Genomic DNA, 22,921 nt, shown 5'->3' with positions numbered 1-22,921 from the left:
TAAGACTAAAAATGAAAGTGAAAACTATTTTTGTAGTTGCCTTTATGACTACCCTTATGGGATGTTCAGGTGACAAAGTGCTGAAGTCAGGCATTGACTTGAGCAATCTTGACACAACAGCTGTAGCAGGTGATGATTTTTATCGATTTGCTTGTGGTGGTTGGATGGAAAAGAATCCGCTTCCTGCGGCTTATTCTCGCTATGGAAGTTTTGATGTTCTTGCCGAAGAGAACAATAAGCGTATTAATGGAATCCTAGACGAATTGTTGCAGCGTGATTACGAGAAGGGTACTTCTGAACAGAAATTGTCAGACCTTTACAAACTAGCTATGGACTCTGTGCGTAGAGATAAAGAAGGAATAAAACCAGTAATGAGCCTTCTTGAACGTGTTGAAGCTGCTCAGACTCTTGATGAATTATTTGAGATTCAGTTGGAATTGGCTCCTTTTGGTTTCACGGGTGTGTATAGTGCAGGTCTTGCTGCCGATGAGAAAGATGCCAAGAACAATATTTTGAATATTAGTCAGAGCGGTCTTTCGTTAGGTCAAAAGGACTATTATTTGGAGAATGATTCAGCAACCTCTCATATACGTGAAGAGTATAAAATTCATATTGTTCGTATGTTCCAGTTGTTTGGATACTCACTTCAACAGGCTGATACAAAGATGCAGAACGTTATGAGTGTTGAGACTGAACTCGCTAAGGTGTCTCGTTCTAGAACTCAGTTGCGTGATCCTCAGGCAAACTACAACAAAACCACACTCAAAGAATTTGAAAGTAACTATCCTCATCTGAAGCTAGAGAAGATAATGAATGCTTCAGGTTTGGAAAGCAAATATTTTGAAACACTTATCGTTGGTCAGCCTGACTTTATGGCAGGAGCAGATAAAATTGTTGCAGGTTTGACTCCAGATCAGTTGCGCGACTATATGGAGTGGGATATAATTCTCGATGCAGCTGGTAAACTGAGTAGTGAAGTACAACAGGCTAATTTTGAGTTCTTTGGAAAAGTCTTTTCCGGTCGTAAAGAAGATCATCCTCTGTGGCGTCGCAGTGTTCGTCAGGTGGAAGGCGTGATGGGAGAGGCATTAGGCCGTATCTATGTTGAGAAATATTTTCCTGCTGCTGCCAAAGAGCGTATGGTTAACCTGATACACAATCTTCAGAAAGCTCTTGCTGAACGTATTGTTGCCCAAGATTGGATGAACGATTCCACAAAAGCGAATGCACTCGACAAACTTTCCACCTTCTATGTAAAGGTTGGTTATCCCGACAAGTGGACCGATATGTCTAAACTTACTATCGATCCCGAAAAGTCATATTACGAGAACATGATGGCCTGCGATCGTTTCTGGAAAGAGTATGAAATTGAAACTAAAGCAGGAAAACCCGTTGATCGTGACGAATGGTATATGTATCCTCAGACTGTAAATGCTTATTACAATCCTACTACAAATGAGATTTGTTTCCCTGCTGGAATCTTACAGGCACCTTTCTTTGATATGGAGGCTGACGATGCTTTCAACTATGGGGCCATTGGTGTCGTAATAGGTCATGAGATGACTCACGGGTTTGACGACCAGGGCCGTCAGTATGATAAGGATGGTAACATGAAGGACTGGTGGACTGCACAGGATGGACAGAATTTCAAAAAACGAACAGATAAGTATGCAGACTTCTTCTCGGCTATCGAAGTACTTCCTGGTTTGAACGCCAATGGTCGCCTAACCTTAGGTGAAAACCTTGCTGACCACGGTGGCCTTCAGGTCGCTTTCACTGCTTTTAAGAATGCAACCAAAGAAGCCTCCCTGTCAGATATAGATGGTTTTACTCCAGAGCAGCGTTTCTTCCTTGCATATGCTGGTGTATGGGCTGGAAACATTGCTGATGAAGAAATTCGTAACCTTACTAAGAGTGATCCTCACTCATTGGGCAGATGGCGTGTAAATGGTGCTTTACCGCACATAGATGCCTGGTATGAAGCCTTTGGCGTGACACCCGAAAACAAAATGTATATTCAAAAGGAAAATCGCCTATCTCTTTGGTAAATAAGTTGTTATATGAGCTATATTCATGTTGCCTGAGAATTGCAAAAGGCATGAGTGATGGCTTCTTATTGTTGTATGTAAACGACAACGTAGAACAATATCATAAAAAAAAATAGGAACCGCCGCAAAAAATGTGGCGGTTTTTTCGTAATTATTATTTGTTTTTTCGTATCTTTGCATCAGTTTTTAGCTAAAATAACTTTTTTATGACTGACGAAATACCACTATCCTCAGCTCAAGGCCAACGCCAAAAGAGTGCTGAGGGTGCGTCTCAAGGAAATATGCATTCAATGGCATATACTTCGGCGCAACCCGAAACAATAGCAAATAATTCACTTGGTGGGTCATGTCCCAGTTGTGGCAGTCCTCTTGATTCTGATGCAGACTTTTGTGAAGTTTGTCATCATTACGTACGTCCGGATGTATGCTCTTTTTGTGGTGCAAAATTTGCCCCTCAGGATGCTTTTTGTCCTGAGTGTGGTTCTCCTCGTGGAGGTATAGTTTGTCCTACCTGTAACACTTTGAATGATTTTGCATTTTGCAAGCAATGCGGCACTCCTTTAACTGATGATGCTCGCCAATTGATGGTACAGATGAGACAGATGCCGGAATACCGTGAAATGGTAAGACTGGCTCGTGAATATGATGCTTTGTCATTGGAGAACCCAATCGTGTCAGAACGCGATTCTATACGTGAAAAGAATTCAAACATGTTTCGTGAACGTGTTCTGAAACTTCTTGCTCAGGATGAGGGTGTAACAACTCCTGCTATTCCTGAAATTCAAAATAAACGAAAATCAAAAGAAGAGCTTCAGAAAGAAAAGAATGAAAAGCTTGCCCGTCTCTCCGAACTGCTTAGCAAAATGGAAACCCCTCCCAATCCTTCTCCAGCTTATGTAAGGAATTATGCTATGGCTCAAAAACCTGCTGGTGTAAGGTTGGCATGGGTTTGTAATTGGAAGCATGCTATGCATAGCAGCCCTTGCGGTTGTGCTAAACCGCAAATGGGAGGTAAGTGGGTAGTTTTGGGACGTGGTTCTAGACAGGAAATCAAGGATGATAACTAAACTTGAGTCATGAGTGATTTTATAGACGATATGAATGACAGAACAGTTCTTGGGAATAGTTCAACTAGCAATAACGATATTGATGCAGGGGATCGTACTATTGTAGCTGACCGAACTCTTTTATCCGATCGTACAGTTGTCGCTGACCGTACCCTTGTTGCTGAGCGCACTGTTGTTATAGATAATCCGGCTGAGATAACAGGAGGAACGGCTGATGCTGCTATTACTCATCAACCTGATTTACTTCCAGACGATGAACCGTTTGTTATGAATGACGGGGCACAAGAAGGATTCATGATTAAAGGAACCTTTTACCCTTTAGTCCGTTCATTGAGCGAAACATCTGGAGAAGCTCAAATTTTCCTTGTGAAAGGCCGTGATGAAGAGCTGGTTTTAAAGGTCTATTATCCCAATTATAACATCAATAGAAAGTTGATGCAGACCATTCACAATTTCCAGTTTGAAATGATTGTACGACTGTATGATTTTGGAAAGACATATGTGGATGGTAAACATCGTTATTATGAACTGATGGAATACTTGAAGGGTGGGACATTTCAGGAGTTTGCTCTTCAGGGGGATATAGACAAGTTTCGTCGCATAGCTCTTCAGGCTGCAGCATCTCTTGCCTATTGCCATCAGAACAATATTCTTCATAAAGACGTAAAGCCTTCAAACTTCTTCTTCCGTGATGAAAATCATACTCAGTTGGTATTGGGAGACTTTGGCATTTCTGCAATGTTGGAGAACGATGGAAAAGTATTCCGTACTACCCAGGCTCGTACCCCAATATACGCTGCTCCTGAAATGTATACCGATGTAATAGACGGCGAGGTTGAGATTACTCCTGCTGCTGATTTTTATTCACTTGGTATGACTCTTTTTGCTTTGTGGCTGGGCGAAAATCCAATGAGTTCGAATGAACGAGTGATGATGCGCCAAAAAAGTGAAGGTCGTCTGCCTAGGCTCAACGAACTTCCCCCCAGAGTAAAGCGCCTTGTTCAAGGCCTTACTTGTGTGAATCCACAGAGTCGATGGAAATATGAAGAGGTTGAACGTTGGTTTCTTGGTGAAGATGTGCCCATTGACATGTCATCGCCTTTCTTGCGTTACAAGAGTTTTATTGTTGACCCTGACCGAAATCTTGTTGCCGATAACCTTCGCGAGCTTATTCCAATGCTGCTTGAAAATAAGAAGCTTGCTATTAATTACCTTTACAATGGACGTATTACAGCATGGCTCGAAACCTGTGGCAACCTGAAACTTTCGGCACTTGTAAAGGATATTATTACCAATCGCTTCCCTGTTGATCAAGAGGCAGGTCTCATGGCTTCTATCTATGCCATGGATTTGGAATATCCATATTACGATGTTAATAATGAGGCCTGTGATGATGTACATAGCATTGCAATTTCGTTGCTTAGCCATAAGGAAAGATATGCAATGGAGCTTCAGAATCCAAACAATCATCTATTCTTATGGTTGGAATCAAGAACGAAAGCAGATGTTGATAGACTTCGTTCCTATTTCACTCCTGATGCTCTGCCTCATGTGGCAGTAATGCGCTTGGTATATGAAATTGATCCAGACGTACCATTCTTATCAAATCAACCTTCTGCAAATATGCAGGAAATCGTTCATTCCTTTGGTGTATCAGAACCTCAGGATGATGATTGGCACTCACTTATTGACGGTCGTCTGCTTTCATGGATGTATTGTCATGAGGACGTAATGGCCTGTGAGTCACTTAGGATTCTGACTCAGAATCAGCCATTCTCTATGGCGCTTGCCTATAAGGTATTATATAATATGGACCGTGATGCGGCATACGACCTTAAGGAAGCTAATACTCCTCAAGCTGTTGGAGAGATACTTTCAGCTCATCTGCAGAAGGTTCAGCATATGAACATTGATGATTTGAAGAATGAGATGGATGATTTTATCAATCCACAAGGCCGCTTCTACTATTTCGCTCAGTTACATGGATGGTATCAGGAAACAGCAGATGCTAATTCATGCTTTGATTTGACATCCGAAGAGAACCGTGAACGTCTTAGTGCCTACGATCTTCATACGGCATTATATCGCTATTGTGCTATTCTTGGTGCAACTCCAAAGTATAAACTCCCTAACGGAAAGGTTCTTTCAAAAGTTGAAGACTTAGACGACAAAAGTTTAGCTAATAGCATTCGTAACGAGCTGCGTACAGGTTCACTATCACAATGGTTGTCTACATTTTATCATGAAAATCCACATCAGGACTTTTCAGATGAATATAGTTATGAAAATACATTGAAAGAATGGGTCTTGAAATTGGGATCGTTAGATGCACAGCAGATGTTCTACAAGCGTTTTGTTAAAGCTCAAAAAGATACGGAGGAACGCATTGAGGATGTTCGTCGTGACTGGAGAATGGCTCACGGCAGAGAATTGTCTGCACAATTTTTCTTCTATACATTAGTAGCTATATGGATAGGATTGTTGCTCATATTTGGAATTGACAATACTAGTACCCTTCTTGAGCATCCATATTGGACAATGCTATTACCTGTTGGCGGTTGTATAACAGCAATTGTAGGCGTACGATCATTTCTTAATGGCTATGGTACGTTCTTATCAACATTATTTGGATTAATTGGTGGCGCAACCACGATGATACCTATTTATTTATTCAAATATGTTGATGCTCATTATCCATCACTTTTTGTAGCGACTTTCATCTTAGTTTCACTAGTCTATGTATTTGTATGCTATAAGACAGATTTTAGCTATGATGATAAAACCAGTGCTAAGGCTATTCGTGAGATTTTGAATTCAGAAGATATCAATACGTCTCTGCTTGAACCTCTTTATTACACATTCAAGACAAAATCTTTCCGTTATAAGAGTACAAAATTCGGATTATTAGATGATATATCCAACCAGATAAGAAGTATTTCGGGTGAATCTGTTCTCCATTTCGTAATGTGGAGTATTATGTTCATCGTACTGATAGGTGAGTTCTGCCTATTTAGCCCACACTTATTAAATATGAATAATCCATTTAAGGGTAAGGGCGAGGCAGTAAAAACCGTTATTGAAAATGTTCAAGAAGAAATTACACAATGATTTGTGAGAATTGTCATAAGGAAAATAGAAATATTGCAAAATTCTGCCGTTGGTGTGGAACTCCTCTCGTTTCACAGAATGTGCTTGACAAGCTTGTAGGACTCGACGATTTAAAGAATCAACTTAAAACAATCGTTGACACCTACACATTCCTTCGTTCGCGAAAGGATGTTGCTACTGTACGACTCTCTGTGAATGCAATAATTATTGGTGAAACAGGTACCGGTAAAACAGCATTGGCGGAAATACTGAAAGAGTATTTCTATCAGCATAAGATTATTTCCAAGTCAAAACTTACTATTGTCGATGCTGTTGATTATAATCGTTTCGTTGATAATTGGGACGAGAATATTAAGAACGCCAGCGATGGAATTCTTTTCTTTGACAATGTTCAGAAACTTCTGCCAGATAAATATTCTAATCAGGTAAATCCTCTTGACAAACTTTTTGTCGAGATGGATAAATGGAATGACAATCCTATCGTTGTGATGGCAGGACTGCCAAAGGGACTTGACGATTTCCTTGAAAGCAATCCGGCAGTAACCAATCGTTTCAAATACACTTTCAGACTACCGACGCCCAACTATCATGAATTGACAGATATAGCCAAGATGGAGTTACGGATGAAGTATGGCATCCTGAACTTCTCGGCTGAAGCTGATAAACAGTTGGAACGCTATTTTAAGTATCAGATAAAAATAAAGGACGATACATTCGGAAATGCTCATTTGGCAATGAAGACTGCAGAAGATATCTTCACTTCTTTCATCAGTCGTGGTAGCAATGCCGAACAGGTAGAGATAGACGATATCAAGGGTTATGTTCCAAAGGAACGCTCACTTGACGAAATTCTGGCCGACCTCAATAATTACATTGGTATGAACGAGGTGAAGCAGGCTGTAAGGGAAATTGCCTATACTGTACAAAATAGTATTCAGCGTGCGGAACGTGGCTTGGGCGAACAAGAGAAGATGGGAATGCACATCGTTCTTACGGGTAATCCAGGTACTGGTAAGACAACTATTGCTCGTAAGCTTGGTGAAATTCTCTCAGCAATAGGCTATCTCGATTCAGGGCACGTTGTCGAAGTTGACCGCTCTCAAATGGTTAGTCAGTATCAAGGTGAAACGCCGAAGGTTGTCAATCGCTTGTGCGATAAAGCAATGGGTGGCATTCTGTTTGTCGATGAAGCATATACACTGGCACCTGTTAGCCAAACTGGCGACCGTGACGCTCAGGGTGCACAGGCACTTGAAACACTGATGAAGCGCATGGAAGATGATCGCGATAAGTTCGTGGTCATTGCAGCAGGTTATCGGACAGAGATGGAGAATTTGTTCCGTGTAAATCCTGGAATGCATAGCCGATTTAACTATTTCCTCAACATAGACGATTACACTCCTGATGAGCTGTATCAGATTATGACAGTCTTTGCAAAGGAGAAAAAGTATATCTTTACCCCTGAAGCTGAAGCGTTAACTCGTAAGTTAATTACTGAAATGTATGAGTCGCGTGGTAAAGACTTCGCTAACGGTCGTACAATGCGTTCGCTGTTTGATCAGATGTGTAAGAAGCAAGCACAGCGTTTACAACAGAACGACCTTTCACAAATGAGTAATGAAGAACTCATGACATTTGTCGAAAGTGACATTCCATACGAGGCTCCGAAAGATGTGAATTTGGATGATTGCTTGAAACAACTTGACGGTCTCGTTGGACTGAGTGGAGTGAAGCAGGAAATTTCTAACCTTGCTTCTTTCCTCACACTTCAGGTGAAACGTGGCGAGACAAATACCTTCCAAGGAAAGCATTATGTGTTTACAGGCAATCCTGGTACCGGTAAGACAACTGTTGCTCGTATTATGGCCAATGTATTCAAAACGCTGGGCATCGTTTCCCGTGGTCAACTTGTAGAAGCAGATCGTTCTAAGTTGGTTGCAGGCTATTCGGGACAGACAGCTATTAAGACAAATCAGTTGATTGATACGGCGTTGGGTGGCGTACTGTTTATAGACGAAGCATATACTTTAAAATCAAATGATGGTGATAGTTTTGGTGCAGAAGCAATTGACACGCTTTTGAAGCGTTTGGAGGACGATCGTGGTAAGTTCGTATGTATTGTGGCAGGTTATACTGACCAAATGCATGACTTTATCGATACTAATCCAGGATTGAAGAGCCGCTTCACGCAGACTATTCACTTCGATGATTATACACCAGATGAGCTCACACAGATTTTCATGAATATGGCTTCTGCCAAGCAGTTTACTGTAGATGCTTCTACAGAACAGGCTATTCATAGGCAGTTTGAACAGCTTTATTTGCGTAGGGATAAAAACTTTGGTAATGCTCGTGAAGCTCGCAGAATTTTTGATGAGGCCATTGAGAAACAGAGCCAGCGACTGATTACTCTGATGAACAATCCTGACTTTAAAGAGGAGGATATGTTCCGTATTACAGCAGAAGATCTTCCAATTACCCAGAGTCGTGCGGCTCGTCCACTTGATGATGTACTAAACGAACTCGATGAATTCATAGGAATGCGTTCAGTTAAGAATGCTATTCGTCGTCTTGCTGTACAGAGTATGTTTATCAAGCAACGTGCTGCGATGGGGGCCGGTAGTGTTCAACAGATGGCAATGAATTTTGTTCTGACAGGTAATCCTGGAACTGGTAAAACTTCAATAGCAAGAAAAATGGGTGAAGTCCTCCAGTCTATGGAAATTCTTTCTACTTCGAATGTCGTTGAAGCAAGTCGAGCTACTTTAGTAGGTAAATATATGGGTGAAACTCCAAAGATTGTCAATAATATGTGTGACAAAGCAATGGGTGGAGTTTTATTCATAGATGAGGCATATACTTTGTCTGACCAAAATGACACTTACGGCAAAGAAGCCATTGAAACATTGATGAAGCGTATGGAGGATGATAGAGGAAAGTTTGTCGTCATAGCTGCAGGATATCAGGATAAGATGGAAGAGTTTCTTGATATGAATCCTGGATTGGCGAGCCGCTTCACTCATAAACTCCACATCGATGATTATAATGAGGATGAACTCCTTTCAATATTCAAAAGTATGGCTCAGAAGGAACAATACACATTGTCACCTGCAGCTGAGTTTAAACTCTTGGATGTGATTAGTAAGATGATTATCACTAAGGATAATAATTTTGGCAACGCTCGTGAGATGCGTAATCTTCTTGATGCTACTATCCAGCAGTTGTCAATGCGAGTCTCTCAGCTGCCTCCTGAACAGGTAACAAAGGAGACGTTCCAAATAATTCAACCTGAAGATATTAAAGACATATGATAATTTGTCCGAATTGTAAAGAAGAAATAGACGATCGATCACCATATTGTGACCAATGTGGTCATGCGTTGCGATATTGTAATCGTTGTGGTCGTGTAGGTTTAGGGCGCCGTTGTACTAACTGCGGCGGTTTGATGCATACTGTTGAAGAGCTACAACAGGAGGGAATGGAAAGTACGTCTTATTCGACATCCATTTCAGTCGGGCCTCAAGCAGCTATGTCTTTGTCTGCACGTCCGTCTGTTTCTATGCGTCCTATGTCAAACGCATCTTCGTCTATCATGTCACTTTCATTATTCAATACTTCGTTAAATATACGAATGGAAGGTGTAAATGGTGCAGTGATTGGAAGAAAACAAGGACCCTATTCACACTATTTCCAAGGGAATATGTATGTATCGGGCGTTCACGCTCAGCTCCGATATAATGCTGGGTCGGGCTGGAGTATAACAGACAAGCATTCTTCCAATGGTACCCGATTGAACGGACGCGTACTACAACCTGATGTTGAAATGTCGCTTAGCGATGGCGATGTTCTTACTATTGCAAATGTTAATCTGCAGGTGAGTGTGAAAGTTGTATAGAACGAAAACTAAATAACATATGATTGAGTATAATATTTCTGCATCCAGTATTGTAGGATGTGTAAGAGACAATAATGAAGACATGTTGCTTGTGGGCGACCATTTTATTCGCGATGATGCAAAAGAATTGAAAGCTTCTTTCTCTTCAGATGATCGTTATCTACTGGCTTTGGCCGACGGAATGGGTGGTCATAACCGAGGGGAAGTAGCAAGTAGTGATACACTTCACAATTTGCAGTTCTTTTTCAACGATCTTCCTTTAGGTCTCAGCATCGGTGACTTTAATGAGTCTATCTATGAGTGGTTGACAAGTATGAACAACATCCTTGAGTCAAAGGGACGTAGCGATGCACAGTATGTGAATATGGGAACAACTTTAGTTGGACTTGTTTTTTATTGTCATGAGTTCTATTGGATGAACTGTGGAGATAGTCGTCTTTACAGATTGCGTAATGGAGAACTGAAACAGCTGACAGTAGATCATTCACTTAGTAATATGCTTGGTCAGCATGCACATTCACATATCATTACCAATTGTATTGGCGGTGGTTGTAAGACCAGTTTCATTGATATTATGGATTTTACCGCCGATGTAGCCGAAGGTGATACCTATATGCTTTGTAGTGACGGATTGACTGATATGTTGTCTGATTCTGATATTGAGAATATGTTGAATGCTGGTGCTACTGCTTCGAAACTGTGTGAAGCCGCTGAACGAGCTGGAGGACTAGATAATATTTCTGTTATTTTGGCTAACATAACTTCTATCCACTGATACATTTAACATGCCATTAAGACTTCCAGACCTTTTACCTGCAATTGATATTCTCAAGAAAGAGAATATATTCGTGATGGATGATACAAGGGCGCATTCACAAGATATACGCCCATTGAAGATTGTCATTCTGAACCTGATGCCTCTTAAAATAACTACAGAGACTGACCTTATACGCTTATTATCGAACACGCCTCTGCAGCTTGACATCAGTTTTATGAAATTGAAAAGCCATACGCCCAAGAATACTCCAATCGAACATATGATGATGTTTTATCGCGACTTTGAGGCTATGCGCGATGAGAAGTTTGATGGAATGATTATCACGGGTGCGCCAGTTGAGACAATGGATTTCGAAGACGTTTTCTATTGGGATGAGATAACAACGATCTTTGACTGGGCACGTACTCACGTAACGAGTACGCTCTATATATGCTGGGCAGCTCAAGCTGGTCTTTATTATCATTACGGTGTTCCAAAGTATCCTTTACAGAAAAAGATGTTTGGCATTTTCTCTCAGCGCAAATTAGTAGAACATCTGCCAATATTCCGTGGATTTGATGATATGTTTATGATGCCTCATAGCCGTCATACTGAAATTCACAAGGAAGATATTTTTGCTTGTCCTGAGCTACAGCTTATTGCAGACTCTGATGAAAGTGGGGCTTGTATTGTAATGGCTCGTAACGGTAGAGAATTTTATATAACAGGGCATATGGAGTATTCACCCAATACTCTTGATAATGAGTATCGACGTGATAAGGATATACGTAACGATGTTGAGATTCCACGCAATTATTATCTGAATAACGACCCAAATAATAAGCCGATTGTTTCATGGCGTGCTCATGCTAATTTGTTTTACAATAATTGGATAAACTATTACGTATATCAGGAAACTCCATACGATATAACAAAGATTGGATGAGAACATTAGAACTTCTGGCGCCGGCAAAAGACTTAATTGGTGGGAAAGCAGCTATTGATCATGGTGCTGATGCCGTATATATTGGAGCTTCTCGATTTGGTGCACGTGCTGCAGCAGGCAATAGTGTTGAGGACATAGAACAATTGTGTATTTACGCTCATCAGTTTGATGCTAAAGTATATGTTACTGTCAATACAATACTTTATGACGATGAATGGCTGGATACTCAGGATTTGCTGGCCCAACTTAAACAAGTTGGCGTAGATGCAATTCTCGTTCAGGATATGAGTCTTGTGGATAATTGTCCTCTTCCGCTTCATGCCTCAACTCAAACAGACAATCGTACTGCTGAAAAAGTTGCATGGCTGCACTCTCTCGGATTTCAAAGAGTTGTATTGGCACGAGAATTATCTATAGACGAGATTCGGACTATTCATCAGAAAGTTCCAGAAGTTGAGTTGGAAGTGTTTGTTCACGGTGCCCTTTGCGTAAGCTATTCAGGTTTGTGCTATGCGTCTCAATACTGTTTTGGACGTAGTGCTAATAGAGGAGAGTGTGCACAGTTTTGCCGAATGAAGTTTGATCTTGTTGATGCTGATGGAACTTTGATTGAGAATCAACGTCATCTTCTGTCTTTGAAGGATATGAATCAGTTTGCTAATATCGAGAAACTGGCAGAAGCAGGTGCTTGCTCATTTAAGATAGAGGGAAGACTAAAAGATGTGACGTATGTGAAAAACGTCACTGCAGCCTATAGTCAGCAACTCAATCGTTTAATTGCAAATCATCCAGATTTGTATCGCAGGCTATCGAAAGGTCGTTGCGTTTATCAGTTTGAGCCTGACTTAAACAGAACTTTTAATAGAGGTTATACTGATTATTTCGCATTCGGGCGTCAGCCAGATATTTCTTCATTCGATACACCCAAAGCTATTGGACAGTATGTCGGGACAGTAAAGTCTGTTAAAGGGACAAGGGCTTTTAGTGTTGAGGGGAAGACTGAACTTGTGAATGGTGACGGACTTTGTTTTATGAATGATCGTCGTCAGTTGGAGGGCTTTAGAGTGAATAGGGTAGAAAGCAGGCATTTCAGTGGTCATCTTGAATTGATGCTTTATCCTCTTAAAATGCCTGAAGCACTTAGACCAGGAATGAAACTTTATAGGAGTCAGGATCAGTATTTTGATCAATTATTGTCAAAGCCTACTGCTGAGAGAAAGATTCCTATAACGATGGCTCTTCATGAGACTCAAGAAGGTTTCTCATTATTTATTGATGGAAATGAAATGGCTGCGATCAGTCATCCTCATGAGATTGCAAAAAGTAGTCAACGTGAGAATATTGTTAGGCAATTGACGAAATTGGGGGATACGCCATATACATGTTCACATGTAAGTATGCCTGATGATTTTAATTTTTTCATACCAAGTAGCAGACTTGCTGAACTTCGTCGTTTGGCTATTGATGCTTTTAGCAAACGTACGCGTGCGCGTATAAATAATATAAGGTGTAAGGATGGAGTAAGAGTTCCCACATATTCTCTTTCATACCTATATAATATATCGAACAAACGCTCAGAGAGTTTCTATCGGTCAAAAGGTCTGGAAAATACTGAAAATGCTTTTGAACTAAAAGTTCCTGCACATCCTTTGCTTATGCAATGTAGGTATTGTCTGAGATACGCATTGGGCTATTGTGTGAAGAATGGAGGTAAGCATCCACAATGGCATGAGCCTTTGTCTTTACAACTATCAGATGGTCGAAAGTTCCCTTTGGAGTTTGATTGCCGTAATTGTCAGATGAATGTTTATGCAGAAAGTCGTTAGTCTATTATTCCTGGCTCTGACCTTTGTGTCATGTTATTATCAAGGCCCTTATACTTCTGATGCGTGGAGTCTTACGGAAAGACAAGTTGATTCAATTTCTTTCTATACAACTCATCACTATAGTCAGAACTTCAACTTTGTTGTTAAGACTGATACGCTTTTGCTTATTGCTCAGCATCCCACAGAATATGTTAATGGACTGAATGTAGATTCGTTGCATTTAGTAAGAAACAATCATATAGTGGTGGCTGATATTACCACAATGCCTTCAGATAGTATTGATTCAATATGGGTTCAGGTTGCACGAGACGAATCGACAATTGGCTGGATTCGAGAAAAGCAACTTCTTGAAGGAGTGGCACCAGATGCACCAATATCTCAATTTATTGACTTTTTCTCGGATACTCATCTGCTCATTTTCCTATATCTGCTGGTACTTGTGCTTGCAGTATTTGTTTTTCGTAAACTGTTAAGGCTTGGAGCAAAGATGGTTCATTTTAATGATATTGGGACTTTTTATCCAACGTTATTGTGTTTACTTGTGGCTACATCGGCCATGCTATATGGTTCTATCCAACTTTTTGCACCTGAATCCTGGCGGCATTATTATTATCACCCTACGTTGAATCCTTTTGCTGTTCCTTTTCATTTGGGATTGTTTCTAACCTCAGTGTGGACTATGGTGATAGTTGCTATTGCCACTTTTGATGATGTTCGGCGTCGTTTGCCTTTTGGTGAGGCATTTTTCTATTTTTTAGGTCTTGCAGGCGTATGTGCTGTCAATTACGTTTTATTTAGTCTTACTACTTTATACTACGTTGGCTACCTTCTTTATGTTGTCTATTTAGTATTCGCTTTGACGCGTTACTACCGAACCTGTGGCACCGTTTTTCGTTGTGGACGCTGTGGTCACGAATTACATACTTTAGGAAAATGTCCTTATTGTGGAGCAGTTAATGAATGATAATGTGTTACTTTTTTGTGCCATTTTCCATATTAATTGATTAATTTTGCAGTCAGAAACTATTACAATTACTTCATGAAGAATCAAAAAATGTATGAAGCTGACGACAAGATGATCTCGCTCATACGTGATAATTATGACTTGCTTCAGATGCTGGGAGCGTTTGGCATTCAGCTTGGTTTTGGCGATAAAACAGTACAGGAAACGTGTGAATCAAACGGTGTTGATACTTATACTTTCCTCTCTGTAGTGAATTTTACAATTAATGGAAGTGGAGAATATGAGCGTACATTCAGCAATGAAAAACAGGTTTACGCTGATGAACGTTTGTCGGTTCCTACACTAATTCACTATTTAGAAGCTAGTCATGCTTATTATCTTGATTTTCAGTTACCGTTCATCCGTCGAGAGCTAACTGAGTGTTTAAACGAGAAAGATTCTTTAGGGCAACTCATCTTGAGACTTTATGATGAGTATTCTCATGAAATCCGTCGTCATATGCAATACGAACAAAAAACACTCTTCCCATATGTTCGTGCTTTACTTGCTGGTAAGACTCCAAATGAATACAGTATTGAAACATTCTCAAAGCATCATGGTGCTGCCGACAAGAAATTGCGTGAGTTAAAACTGCTTATTATTAAGTATCTCCCTAACGATGGCCTTCACAATAATATGCTTACAGCTACTCTTCATGATATATACGACAACGAACAGTGGCTTTATCAGCATTCAATGGTCGAAGACTATATATTTGTTCCAGCCATTCGTCGTCTTGAACAACTTACTAAGCAGAATGGAGTAACTCGCAATATAAGTGATATGGTCTTTAAGGGAAATGGTCAGTCCAATGAAGCATTAAGTGACCGTGAAAAAGATGTGATAGTGGCACTTGTGCAGGGAATGGCTAATAAGGAAATTGCTGATCATTTGTGCATTTCTATAAATACGGTCATTACTCATAGACGTAATATCGCCCGCAAGTTACAAATTCATTCTCCTGCAGGTCTTACTATTTATGCAATTATTAATGGATTAGTTGATATCTCGTCTGTCAAATTATAAAACGAATAAAGGCTCCAACATTGGAGCCTTTATTCGTTATTATCGGAATGAATCTGTGAGAAGTTTTATCTCAACTTGTGGACTGATACGTTCGTATAAAATATTATAAACGGCGTCAAGAATCGGCATGTTTACGTGAAAATGGCGATTAATTTCCTTCATACATTTCGTGCCGAAATAACCTTCGGCAATCATTTCCATCTCCATTTGGGCTGATTTTACACTATAGCCCTTTCCTATCATTGTACCAAAAACGCGGTTTCGTGAGAAATTAGAATAACCTGTGACAAGCAAGTCACCTAAATAAACGGAATCATATACGTTTCTGTCTATGGGATGTACGCTCTGTAAGAAACGTGACATCTCCTGAACAGCATTCGACATTAATACAGCTTGAAAGTTGTCGCCCATCTTCAAACCAGAGCAGATGCCTGCTGCTATTGAATAAACATTCTTTAGCACTGAAGAATATTCTATGCCTATTACATCGGTCGAGGTTTTTGTCTTGATGAAACCACTTGTCAGTACGTCAGCAAATGCCTGCGCCTTCTCTTGATCTAAGCAGCCTACAGTCAGATAGCTAAGTCGCTCTAATGCCACCTCTTCAGCATGTGAAGGTCCACCTAAACAGGCTAAGTAGTTATATGGAATATCAAAAATTTGATGAAAGTATTCCGAGCAAACTAAGTTCTCATCAGGTACAATACCCTTAATAGCCGTAATGATAAACTTGTCTTTAAGACGGGTTTTCAGTCGGCGCAGATGATTTTTCAGATAGGGCGAGGGAACAACAAACACCAATGTGTCGTACAATTGGACAATTCGATTTAAATCGCTATCGAAATAAATCTCATCTATATTGAAACGAACACTCGTCAGATAGGACGGATTATGACCAGATCGGCGAAAATCCTCAATCTGATCATTGCGTCGCATATACCATCCTATGTGGTGAGTCTGTCCCACCACAATCTTGGCTATAGCAGTTGCCCATGAACCGCCGCCAATGATGGCTATTTTTCCACAATTATACACTTCGGCGTGTGAAATTAGATATTTTAGATTTTAGGCCTGAGCTTTATCAATCCAACTCTGAACTTCTTCCAATGAAGGCTTTTCGTATCCAAGCTTGTATTTCTTGTTGATTTCGCCAATCTTTTGTTGGAGCCCCTGTGATTTCTCGTTTTTAATATCTTGGATAAGGTAGAAACCTGCTTTTCGCAGCACGTAAACCCAATCCTCTGGCACTCCTATAGCAGCCCATTCCTGAATACTGCTCTGTGGAGCTTTCTTCTCAGGTTTCATTTGGGGGAATAGCATAACCTCGCCAATAGCAAACTTTCCAGTGAGCAACATTACAAGACGGTCGATACCGATACCAATACCAAAAGTGGGGGGCATACCGTATTGTAGAGCGCGAAGGAAGTCATGATCGATAATCATAGCCTCATCATCCCCCTTGTCTGCCAGTCGCATCTGTTCTTTGAAGCGTTCCTCTTGGTCAATAGGGTCGTTTAGTTCTGAATATGCATTTGCCAATTCCTTTCCGTTTACCATTAGTTCGAAACGCTCGGTAAGTCCAGGTTTTGAACGGTGCATCTTTGTCAGAGGACTCATCTCAACAGGATAGTCGGTAATGAAAGTTGGTTGTATAAAGGTACCTTCACAAAATTCGCCAAAGAGTTCGTCAATTAGTTTTCCCTTACCCATTGTCTCATCTACCTCCATGCCTTTCGACAAACAGAAATTGCGAATTTCATCTTCGCTCTTACCATCACAGTCGAATCCGGTTTTTTCCTTGATAGCATCAAGAATCGGTAAACGGCGGAAGGGGGCACGGAAGGAAATAACCTTTCCATCTATTTCCACTTCTGGTTTTCCATTGACGGCAGTACAAATCTTTTCCAGCATATTTTCTGTAAAAGTCATACCCCATAACAGATCTTTATAGCTCACATAGAGTTCCATACATGTGAACTCCGGATTGTGAGTCTTGTCCATACCTTCGTTGCGGAAATTCTTGCCCATTTCGTAAACACCTTCAAAGCCGCCTACAATAAGGCGCTTCAGGTAGAGCTCTGTAGCAATACGCATGTACATGTCTTGATTCAGGGCATTGAAATGAGTAATGAATGGACGAGCAGATGCACCACCTGCAATATTCTGAAGGATAGGAGTGTCTACTTCTGTATAGCCGGCTTCATCGAGGATGCTACGCATAGTGCGAATAATAGTAGCACGCTTCAGGAAAGTTTCTTTTACGCCGGAATTTACCACTAAGTCAACATAACGTTGACGATAGCGTAATTCAGGATCATCAAATGCATCGTAAACCTTGCCGTCGGCATCAGTCTTTACTACTGGAAGTGGTTTAAGACTTTTGCTTAGAACGGTTAATTCCATTACATGAACACTAATTTCACCAGTTTTTGTACGGAATACATAGCCTTTTACACCGATGAAATCTCCTAAATCGAGGAGCTTCTTGAAAACAATATTGTAAAGGTCTTTGTTCTCGCCTGGACAAATGGCATCGCGCTGAACATAAACCTGAATGCGCCCTTTAGAATCCTGAAGTTTAGCGAATGCAGCCTTTCCCATGATACTTTTGCTCATGATTCGGCCAGCAATACTTACCATACGGCTATTTTCAGGTGTTGGAGTTTCGCGTACATCATTTCCCTCATCGTCTTTTCCGATGACTGGTAAATCCACAAAATTATTAATGATTTCTGTACTCCATGCTGTTACAGGATACTCTGCTGCAGGATAGGGATCAATTCCCATATTTCGTAATTCGTCGAGTGACTGACGACGGAGAATCTCTTGTTCGCTAAGTTCTAAAACGTTCATATAATTGATGTTATTTTTTGCTTTTAGGCTGCAAAGATATACAAAAAATGTGATTTTACAATAGATTGCTTCCTTAAATATTATAAATTGGTGTATGTGTAAAAGATTTTTTTCGTAAATTTGCACGCTATAAAGAGAAAGCTAAATTTACAATGAACGAAATATCTAAAAAAAGAATAAATCCCTTTTTCGTTCCTTATGGAACTCCTCACGATGTAGTGCCTTTCGATCGTATTCGTTTGGAGGATTTTGAAGAAGCATTTATGGAGGGAATACGTCGTGATAACGAACAGATTGAGAAAACCATTAACAATCCAGCCAAGCCGACATTCGATAATACCATAATTGATAAAGATGATGACTCAGTGGGCTATTATGATTTGTTGGATAGAGTATCTACCGTTTTCTTCAACCTTTTATCGGCCGAAACAAACGATGAAATGGATGCCTTGGCACAGAAGATGCAACCCATTCTTACTCAGCATGCAAATGATGTGCGTCTTAACGAGAAGCTTTTTGAACGTATAAAATATGTTCATCACCATCATCGCAAACTTACAGCTGAAGAGCGTATGTTGCTCGAAAACACTTATCAGGGATTTGTGCGTAGTGGCGCTTTGCTTGATGCTGAAGGTAAAGAGAAACTTCGTAAACTTACCGAAGAGGCTTCAATGCTATCGCTCCAATTTTCTCAGAACTTATTGAAAGAAACAAAAGCCTTTGTCTTACATATTACTGATGAAAAGCAATTAGACGGTCTTCCCGATAGTGCTATAGCTGCAGCTGCTCAAGAGGCTAGTTTGCAAGGCAAGGACGGATGGATTTTTACTCTCGACTATCCTTCGTATTCTCCCTTTATGACATATAGTACTCAGCGCAAATTACGAGAACAGCTATATATGGCCCGCAACACTATGTGTACGCACGACAATTCAGAAAATAATCTGGAAATATGTAAGCGACTCATAAATCTACGCCGTGAGATAGCTCAATTGTTAGGCTATAAGACTTACGCCGATTATGTGTTGGTGCGTCGTATGGCAGGTAACACGAAGTCTGTCTATAAACTACTTTATGACCTTATTGATGCCTATCTTCCTACAGCCGAAACAGAACGCGAGGAACTAAAAAAGATGGCGCAGAAAATGGAGGGGAAAAAGTATCAGATGAAACCTTGGGATTCAGCGTTCTATTCTCACAAACTTCAATTGGAGAAGTTTAATCTTGACGCCGAGATGCTTCGTCCTTATTTTGAATTGTCGAAAGTAATAGATGGAGTATTCGGCCTTGCCAACCGCCTTTATGGTATTACTTTCAAGGAAAATAAGAAAATACCTGTTTATCACCCAGATGTAAAAGCCTACGAGGTGTTTGATAAGGATGGTTCTTATTTGGCTGTGTTCTACGCAGATTTCCATCCACGTAAAGGTAAACAAGGAGGAGCCTGGATGACTGAATACCAGGGGCAGTTCATTGATAAAAAAGGAGAAAATGTTCGTCCTCACGTGAGTGTGGTGATGAATCTAAGTAAGCCAACGGCTGACAAACCTGCTTTACTTACTTTAAGTGAGGTTGAAACCTTCCTTCACGAGTTTGGTCATTCTTTGCATGGTATGTTTGCTAATACTCGTTTTGAAAGTCTTAGCGGTACCAATGTTTGGTGGGATTTTGTAGAACTACCTTCTCAGTTTATGGAGAATTATTCTGTGGAAAAAGAGTTTCTCCGTACTTTTGCTTTTCATTATCAGACAGGCGAACCTTTGCCAGACGAATTAATAGATCGAATAATGAAAAGTCGCAATTTTATGGTAGCTACAGCCTGTTTACGTCAAGTAAGCTTCGGTCTTTTGGATATGGCTTACTATACCCAAAAGAAACCCTTTAATGCGAATATTATTCCTTTTGAGAAGAAAGCCTGGAAAAAGGCCATTCTTGGCAAGCAATTACCTAACACTTGTATGACAGTACAATTCTCGCATATCATGGCTGGTGGGTATGCTGCAGGTTACTATAGTTACAAATGGGCTGAGGTACTCGATGCGGATGCCTTTAGTGTGTTCAAGGCAAATGGAATCTTTGACCAAAAGACAGCCGACCGGTTCCGACAAAATATTTTGTCCAAGGGAGGAACTGAACATCCAATGACTTTATATAAACGTTTTCGTGGTAGTGAACCTACCATTGATGCATTACTGGAAAGAAATGGACTCAATCGAAAAACAAACTAAACTCGACGAACGCTATCTGCGTATGGCCCGCATCTGGGCAGAGAATTCCTATTGCAAGAGAAGGCAAGTAGGGGCTTTGGTCGTAAAAAACAAAATGATCATCAGCGATGGTTACAACGGTACTCCAACAGGTTTTGAAAATATCTGTGAGGACGAGAATAATGTATCAAAGCCTTATGTGTTACATGCCGAGGCCAATGCTATAACGAAACTGGCACGTTCCAATAATAATAGTGATGGTGCAACCATTTACATTACAGCTTCACCCTGTATTGAGTGCGCCAAACTCATTATTCAGGCAGGCATTAAACGTGTGGTTTACGGTGAGAAATATCGGCTTACCGATGGCATCGACTTGCTTGAAAGAGCTGGTATTGAAGTTGTTTACCTTGGCAATGATTAAAATTTAAGGAATTCTTCTCTTTTATAGAGTAATTGTTATATTGAAGAGCTATGGATAAGCAAAAACATTTTTCTCCGCTTTGGTTGGCATTGAGCGCAGCTGTAGGTATTCTGATTGGTACTTTCTATGCCAACCATTTTGGGGGCAACCGACTCAACATCATCAATTCAGGTACCAACAAGCTGAACAACTTGCTACATATAGTCGATGACCAATATGTAGATACGGTCAACATATATGATTTGGTAGAGAAAGCTATGCCTCAATTACTTTCTGAATTAGATCCTCATTCGGTTTATATTTCGGCAAAAGACAAACAGATAGCCGAGGACGACCTGCGTGGTTCTTTTTCGGGTGTAGGTATTGAGTTTGTGATTCGAAAAGACACGCTTCGCGTACAGAATGTGATTAAGAACGGACCTTCCGATCGTGCAGGCGTGTTGGCCGGTGATAAGATTATCGAAGTTGATGATTCTGCTTTCGTGGGTAAAAATCTTACCAATGAAGAGGCTATGCATCGTCTTAAAGGACCTAAGGACACAAAGGTTAAATTAGGCATCGTGCGTCGTGGAGTTAAAGGTGTTCGCTATATAACAGTGACCCGTGGCGAGATTCCCATGAAGAGCGTGAATGCAGTTTATATGCTTGACGAGAAAACAGGCTATGTACGCATCAAAAATTTTGGTGAAAACACCTATCCAGAATTGCTTATCGCTTTGGCTCAGTTGTCTCAGGACGATTTTGAAAATCTCGTTATAGACCTTCGCGGCAATACAGGTGGCTATCTTGGTTCAGCCGTACAGATAGCCAATGAGTTCTTACCAAAGAACCGTTTGATTGTTTACACTGAAGGACGCCGTTCTGCTCGCCAGGAATATCGCTCTGATGGTCGTGGCAGTTATCAGAACATCCCACTGGTGGTACTTATCGATGAAGGGTCAGCTTCAGCAAGTGAGATTCTTGCAGGTGCCATTCAGGATAATGACAGAGGAACTATTGTGGGGCGTCGCTCGTTTGGTAAAGGTCTTGTCCAACAACCTATCGAGTTCAACGATGGATCTATGATTAGGCTCACGATTGCCCGTTACTATTCGCCCTCGGGCAGATGTATTCAGAAACCCTATACTCATGGGCAGGACAAGAACTATGAGGAAGACTTGATGATGCGCTATCAGCATGGTGAATTCTTCTCGCAGGATAGTATTAAGCATACTGGCCGCGAGTATAAAACAACCAATGGACGCATAGTATATGGAGGAGGTGGTATCACACCTGATATCTTTGTGGGTGAAGATACGACAGCCTATACATCATATTATAAAGAGGCTACCATGTCAGGTCTTGTGCTTCAGTTCTGCTACGATTATACCGATGATTATCGTCAAGAACTTTCAGCCTATACCGACCGAATTTCTTTGGAGAAATATCTGAAACGCCAAAATATTGTGGAGAAATTTGTTGCCTATGCCGACCGTCAGGGATTGAAGCGACGCAATCTGCTCATTCAGCGTTCTTACAATCTGCTACAACGTTTTCTCATTAGCCGTCTTATCTATAATGTACTGGATGAACAGCCTTGGATTGAATATCTGAATGCTGGCGATCCTACAATTCTTCGCACGCTGAAGGTATTTGAAGATGGCGAAGCGTTTCCAAAGAAAGAATAAGATTTTTTACATGAGTTTTATCGTAAAACAGTTAGCCCGAGAAGGAGAGTTGAATCATACCTTCTCGGGCTATACTATTATAAAGTATAAATAT

General features: G+C 40.6%; 15 protein-coding genes and 1 pseudogene. 14 read left to right on the top strand and 2 right to left on the bottom strand.

Translation table 11 applies throughout. From position 1 onward, the window contains the following. The first annotated feature begins 11 nt into the window (after positions 1-11). From L6475_RS06920 to L6475_RS06875, 11 genes and pseudogenes are all read left to right on the top strand, one after another. The gene (locus tag L6475_RS06920) at positions 12-2,048 is read left to right on the top strand and encodes a M13 family metallopeptidase (RefSeq protein WP_370641578.1); all 2,037 of its coding nucleotides are present in this window, start codon (positions 12-14) and stop codon (positions 2,046-2,048) included. A gap of 206 nt (positions 2,049-2,254) precedes the next feature. After that, positions 2,255-3,115, top strand: a complete 861-nt coding sequence (locus L6475_RS06915) for a zinc ribbon domain-containing protein (RefSeq protein ID WP_237818463.1) — start codon at positions 2,255-2,257, stop codon at positions 3,113-3,115. 30 nt (positions 3,116-3,145) lie between these two features. Beyond that, positions 3,146-6,223, top strand: a complete 3,078-nt coding sequence (locus L6475_RS06910) for a protein kinase (protein ID WP_237818461.1) — start codon at positions 3,146-3,148, stop codon at positions 6,221-6,223. Beyond that, positions 6,220-9,534 carry an AAA family ATPase gene (locus L6475_RS06905; RefSeq protein WP_237818459.1) on the top strand — a complete coding sequence of 1,105 codons (3,315 nt, stop codon included), beginning with the start codon at positions 6,220-6,222 and terminating at the stop codon, positions 9,532-9,534. Before L6475_RS06910 ends, L6475_RS06905 begins: the two co-directional genes overlap by 4 nt. Next, a pseudogene (locus L6475_RS14575) lies at positions 9,531-9,650 on the top strand (zinc-ribbon domain-containing protein); the annotation flags it as partial. The gene L6475_RS06905 and the pseudogene L6475_RS14575, both read left to right, overlap by 4 nt. Before the next feature lie 204 nt (positions 9,651-9,854). Then, complete coding sequence (locus tag L6475_RS06900) at positions 9,855-10,118, top strand: FHA domain-containing protein (RefSeq protein ID WP_237818457.1); 264 nt, start codon at positions 9,855-9,857, stop codon at positions 10,116-10,118. A 19-nt stretch (positions 10,119-10,137) separates the two neighbouring features. After that, on the top strand, positions 10,138-10,893 hold the full coding sequence (locus tag L6475_RS06895; protein ID WP_237818455.1) for a PP2C family serine/threonine-protein phosphatase: 756 nt from the start codon (positions 10,138-10,140) through the stop codon (positions 10,891-10,893). A gap of 10 nt (positions 10,894-10,903) precedes the next feature. After that, positions 10,904-11,821, top strand: a complete 918-nt coding sequence (metA, locus tag L6475_RS06890; protein WP_237818454.1) for a homoserine O-succinyltransferase — start codon at positions 10,904-10,906, stop codon at positions 11,819-11,821. Further along, positions 11,818-13,647 (top strand): U32 family peptidase, encoded by a 1,830-nt coding sequence (locus L6475_RS06885; protein WP_237818453.1) that lies wholly within the window; start codon positions 11,818-11,820, stop codon positions 13,645-13,647. Before metA ends, L6475_RS06885 begins: the two co-directional genes overlap by 4 nt. Next, on the top strand, positions 13,631-14,611 hold the full coding sequence (locus L6475_RS06880) for a zinc ribbon domain-containing protein (protein WP_237818452.1): 981 nt from the start codon (positions 13,631-13,633) through the stop codon (positions 14,609-14,611). Before L6475_RS06885 ends, L6475_RS06880 begins: the two co-directional genes overlap by 17 nt. 75 nt (positions 14,612-14,686) lie before the next feature. Further along, entirely contained in the window at positions 14,687-15,676 is a 990-nt protein-coding gene (locus tag L6475_RS06875) for a LuxR C-terminal-related transcriptional regulator (protein ID WP_237818451.1), read from the top strand. A 39-nt stretch (positions 15,677-15,715) separates the two neighbouring features. On the opposite strand, the gene L6475_RS06870 is transcribed toward L6475_RS06875, so the two are convergent. Together L6475_RS06870 and lysS are read right to left on the bottom strand one after the other, a co-directional pair. After that, positions 15,716-16,711, bottom strand: coding sequence for an NAD(P)H-dependent glycerol-3-phosphate dehydrogenase (locus L6475_RS06870; protein ID WP_237818450.1), 996 nt, complete (start codon positions 16,709-16,711; stop codon positions 15,716-15,718). Positions 16,712-16,741: 30 nt separating this feature from the next. After that, on the bottom strand, positions 16,742-18,529 hold the full coding sequence (lysS, locus tag L6475_RS06865; RefSeq protein WP_237818449.1) for a lysine--tRNA ligase: 1,788 nt from the start codon (positions 18,527-18,529) through the stop codon (positions 16,742-16,744). Between the two features lie 152 nt (positions 18,530-18,681). Between lysS and L6475_RS06860 the strand changes: the two genes are divergently transcribed. The 3 genes from L6475_RS06860 to L6475_RS06850 are packed head-to-tail and all read left to right on the top strand — an operon-like array spanning position 18,682 to position 22,827. Then, entirely contained in the window at positions 18,682-20,757 is a 2,076-nt protein-coding gene (locus tag L6475_RS06860) for a M3 family metallopeptidase (RefSeq protein WP_237818448.1), read from the top strand. After that, positions 20,732-21,160: a dCMP deaminase family protein gene (locus L6475_RS06855; RefSeq protein ID WP_237818447.1), complete on the top strand. Its 429-nt coding sequence runs from the start codon at positions 20,732-20,734 to the stop codon at positions 21,158-21,160. Before L6475_RS06860 ends, L6475_RS06855 begins: the two co-directional genes overlap by 26 nt. Positions 21,161-21,210: 50 nt before the next feature. After that, positions 21,211-22,827, top strand: a complete 1,617-nt coding sequence (locus tag L6475_RS06850; protein ID WP_237823949.1) for a S41 family peptidase — start codon at positions 21,211-21,213, stop codon at positions 22,825-22,827. Positions 22,828-22,921: the final 94 nt, after the last annotated feature.

Source organism: Prevotella sp. E9-3 (genome assembly GCF_022024015.1).
Classification (GTDB): Bacteria; Bacteroidota; Bacteroidia; order Bacteroidales; family Bacteroidaceae; genus Prevotella.
The sequence above is the reverse complement of the archived record's forward strand: the minus strand, read 5'-3'. Positions and strand labels throughout refer to the sequence as shown.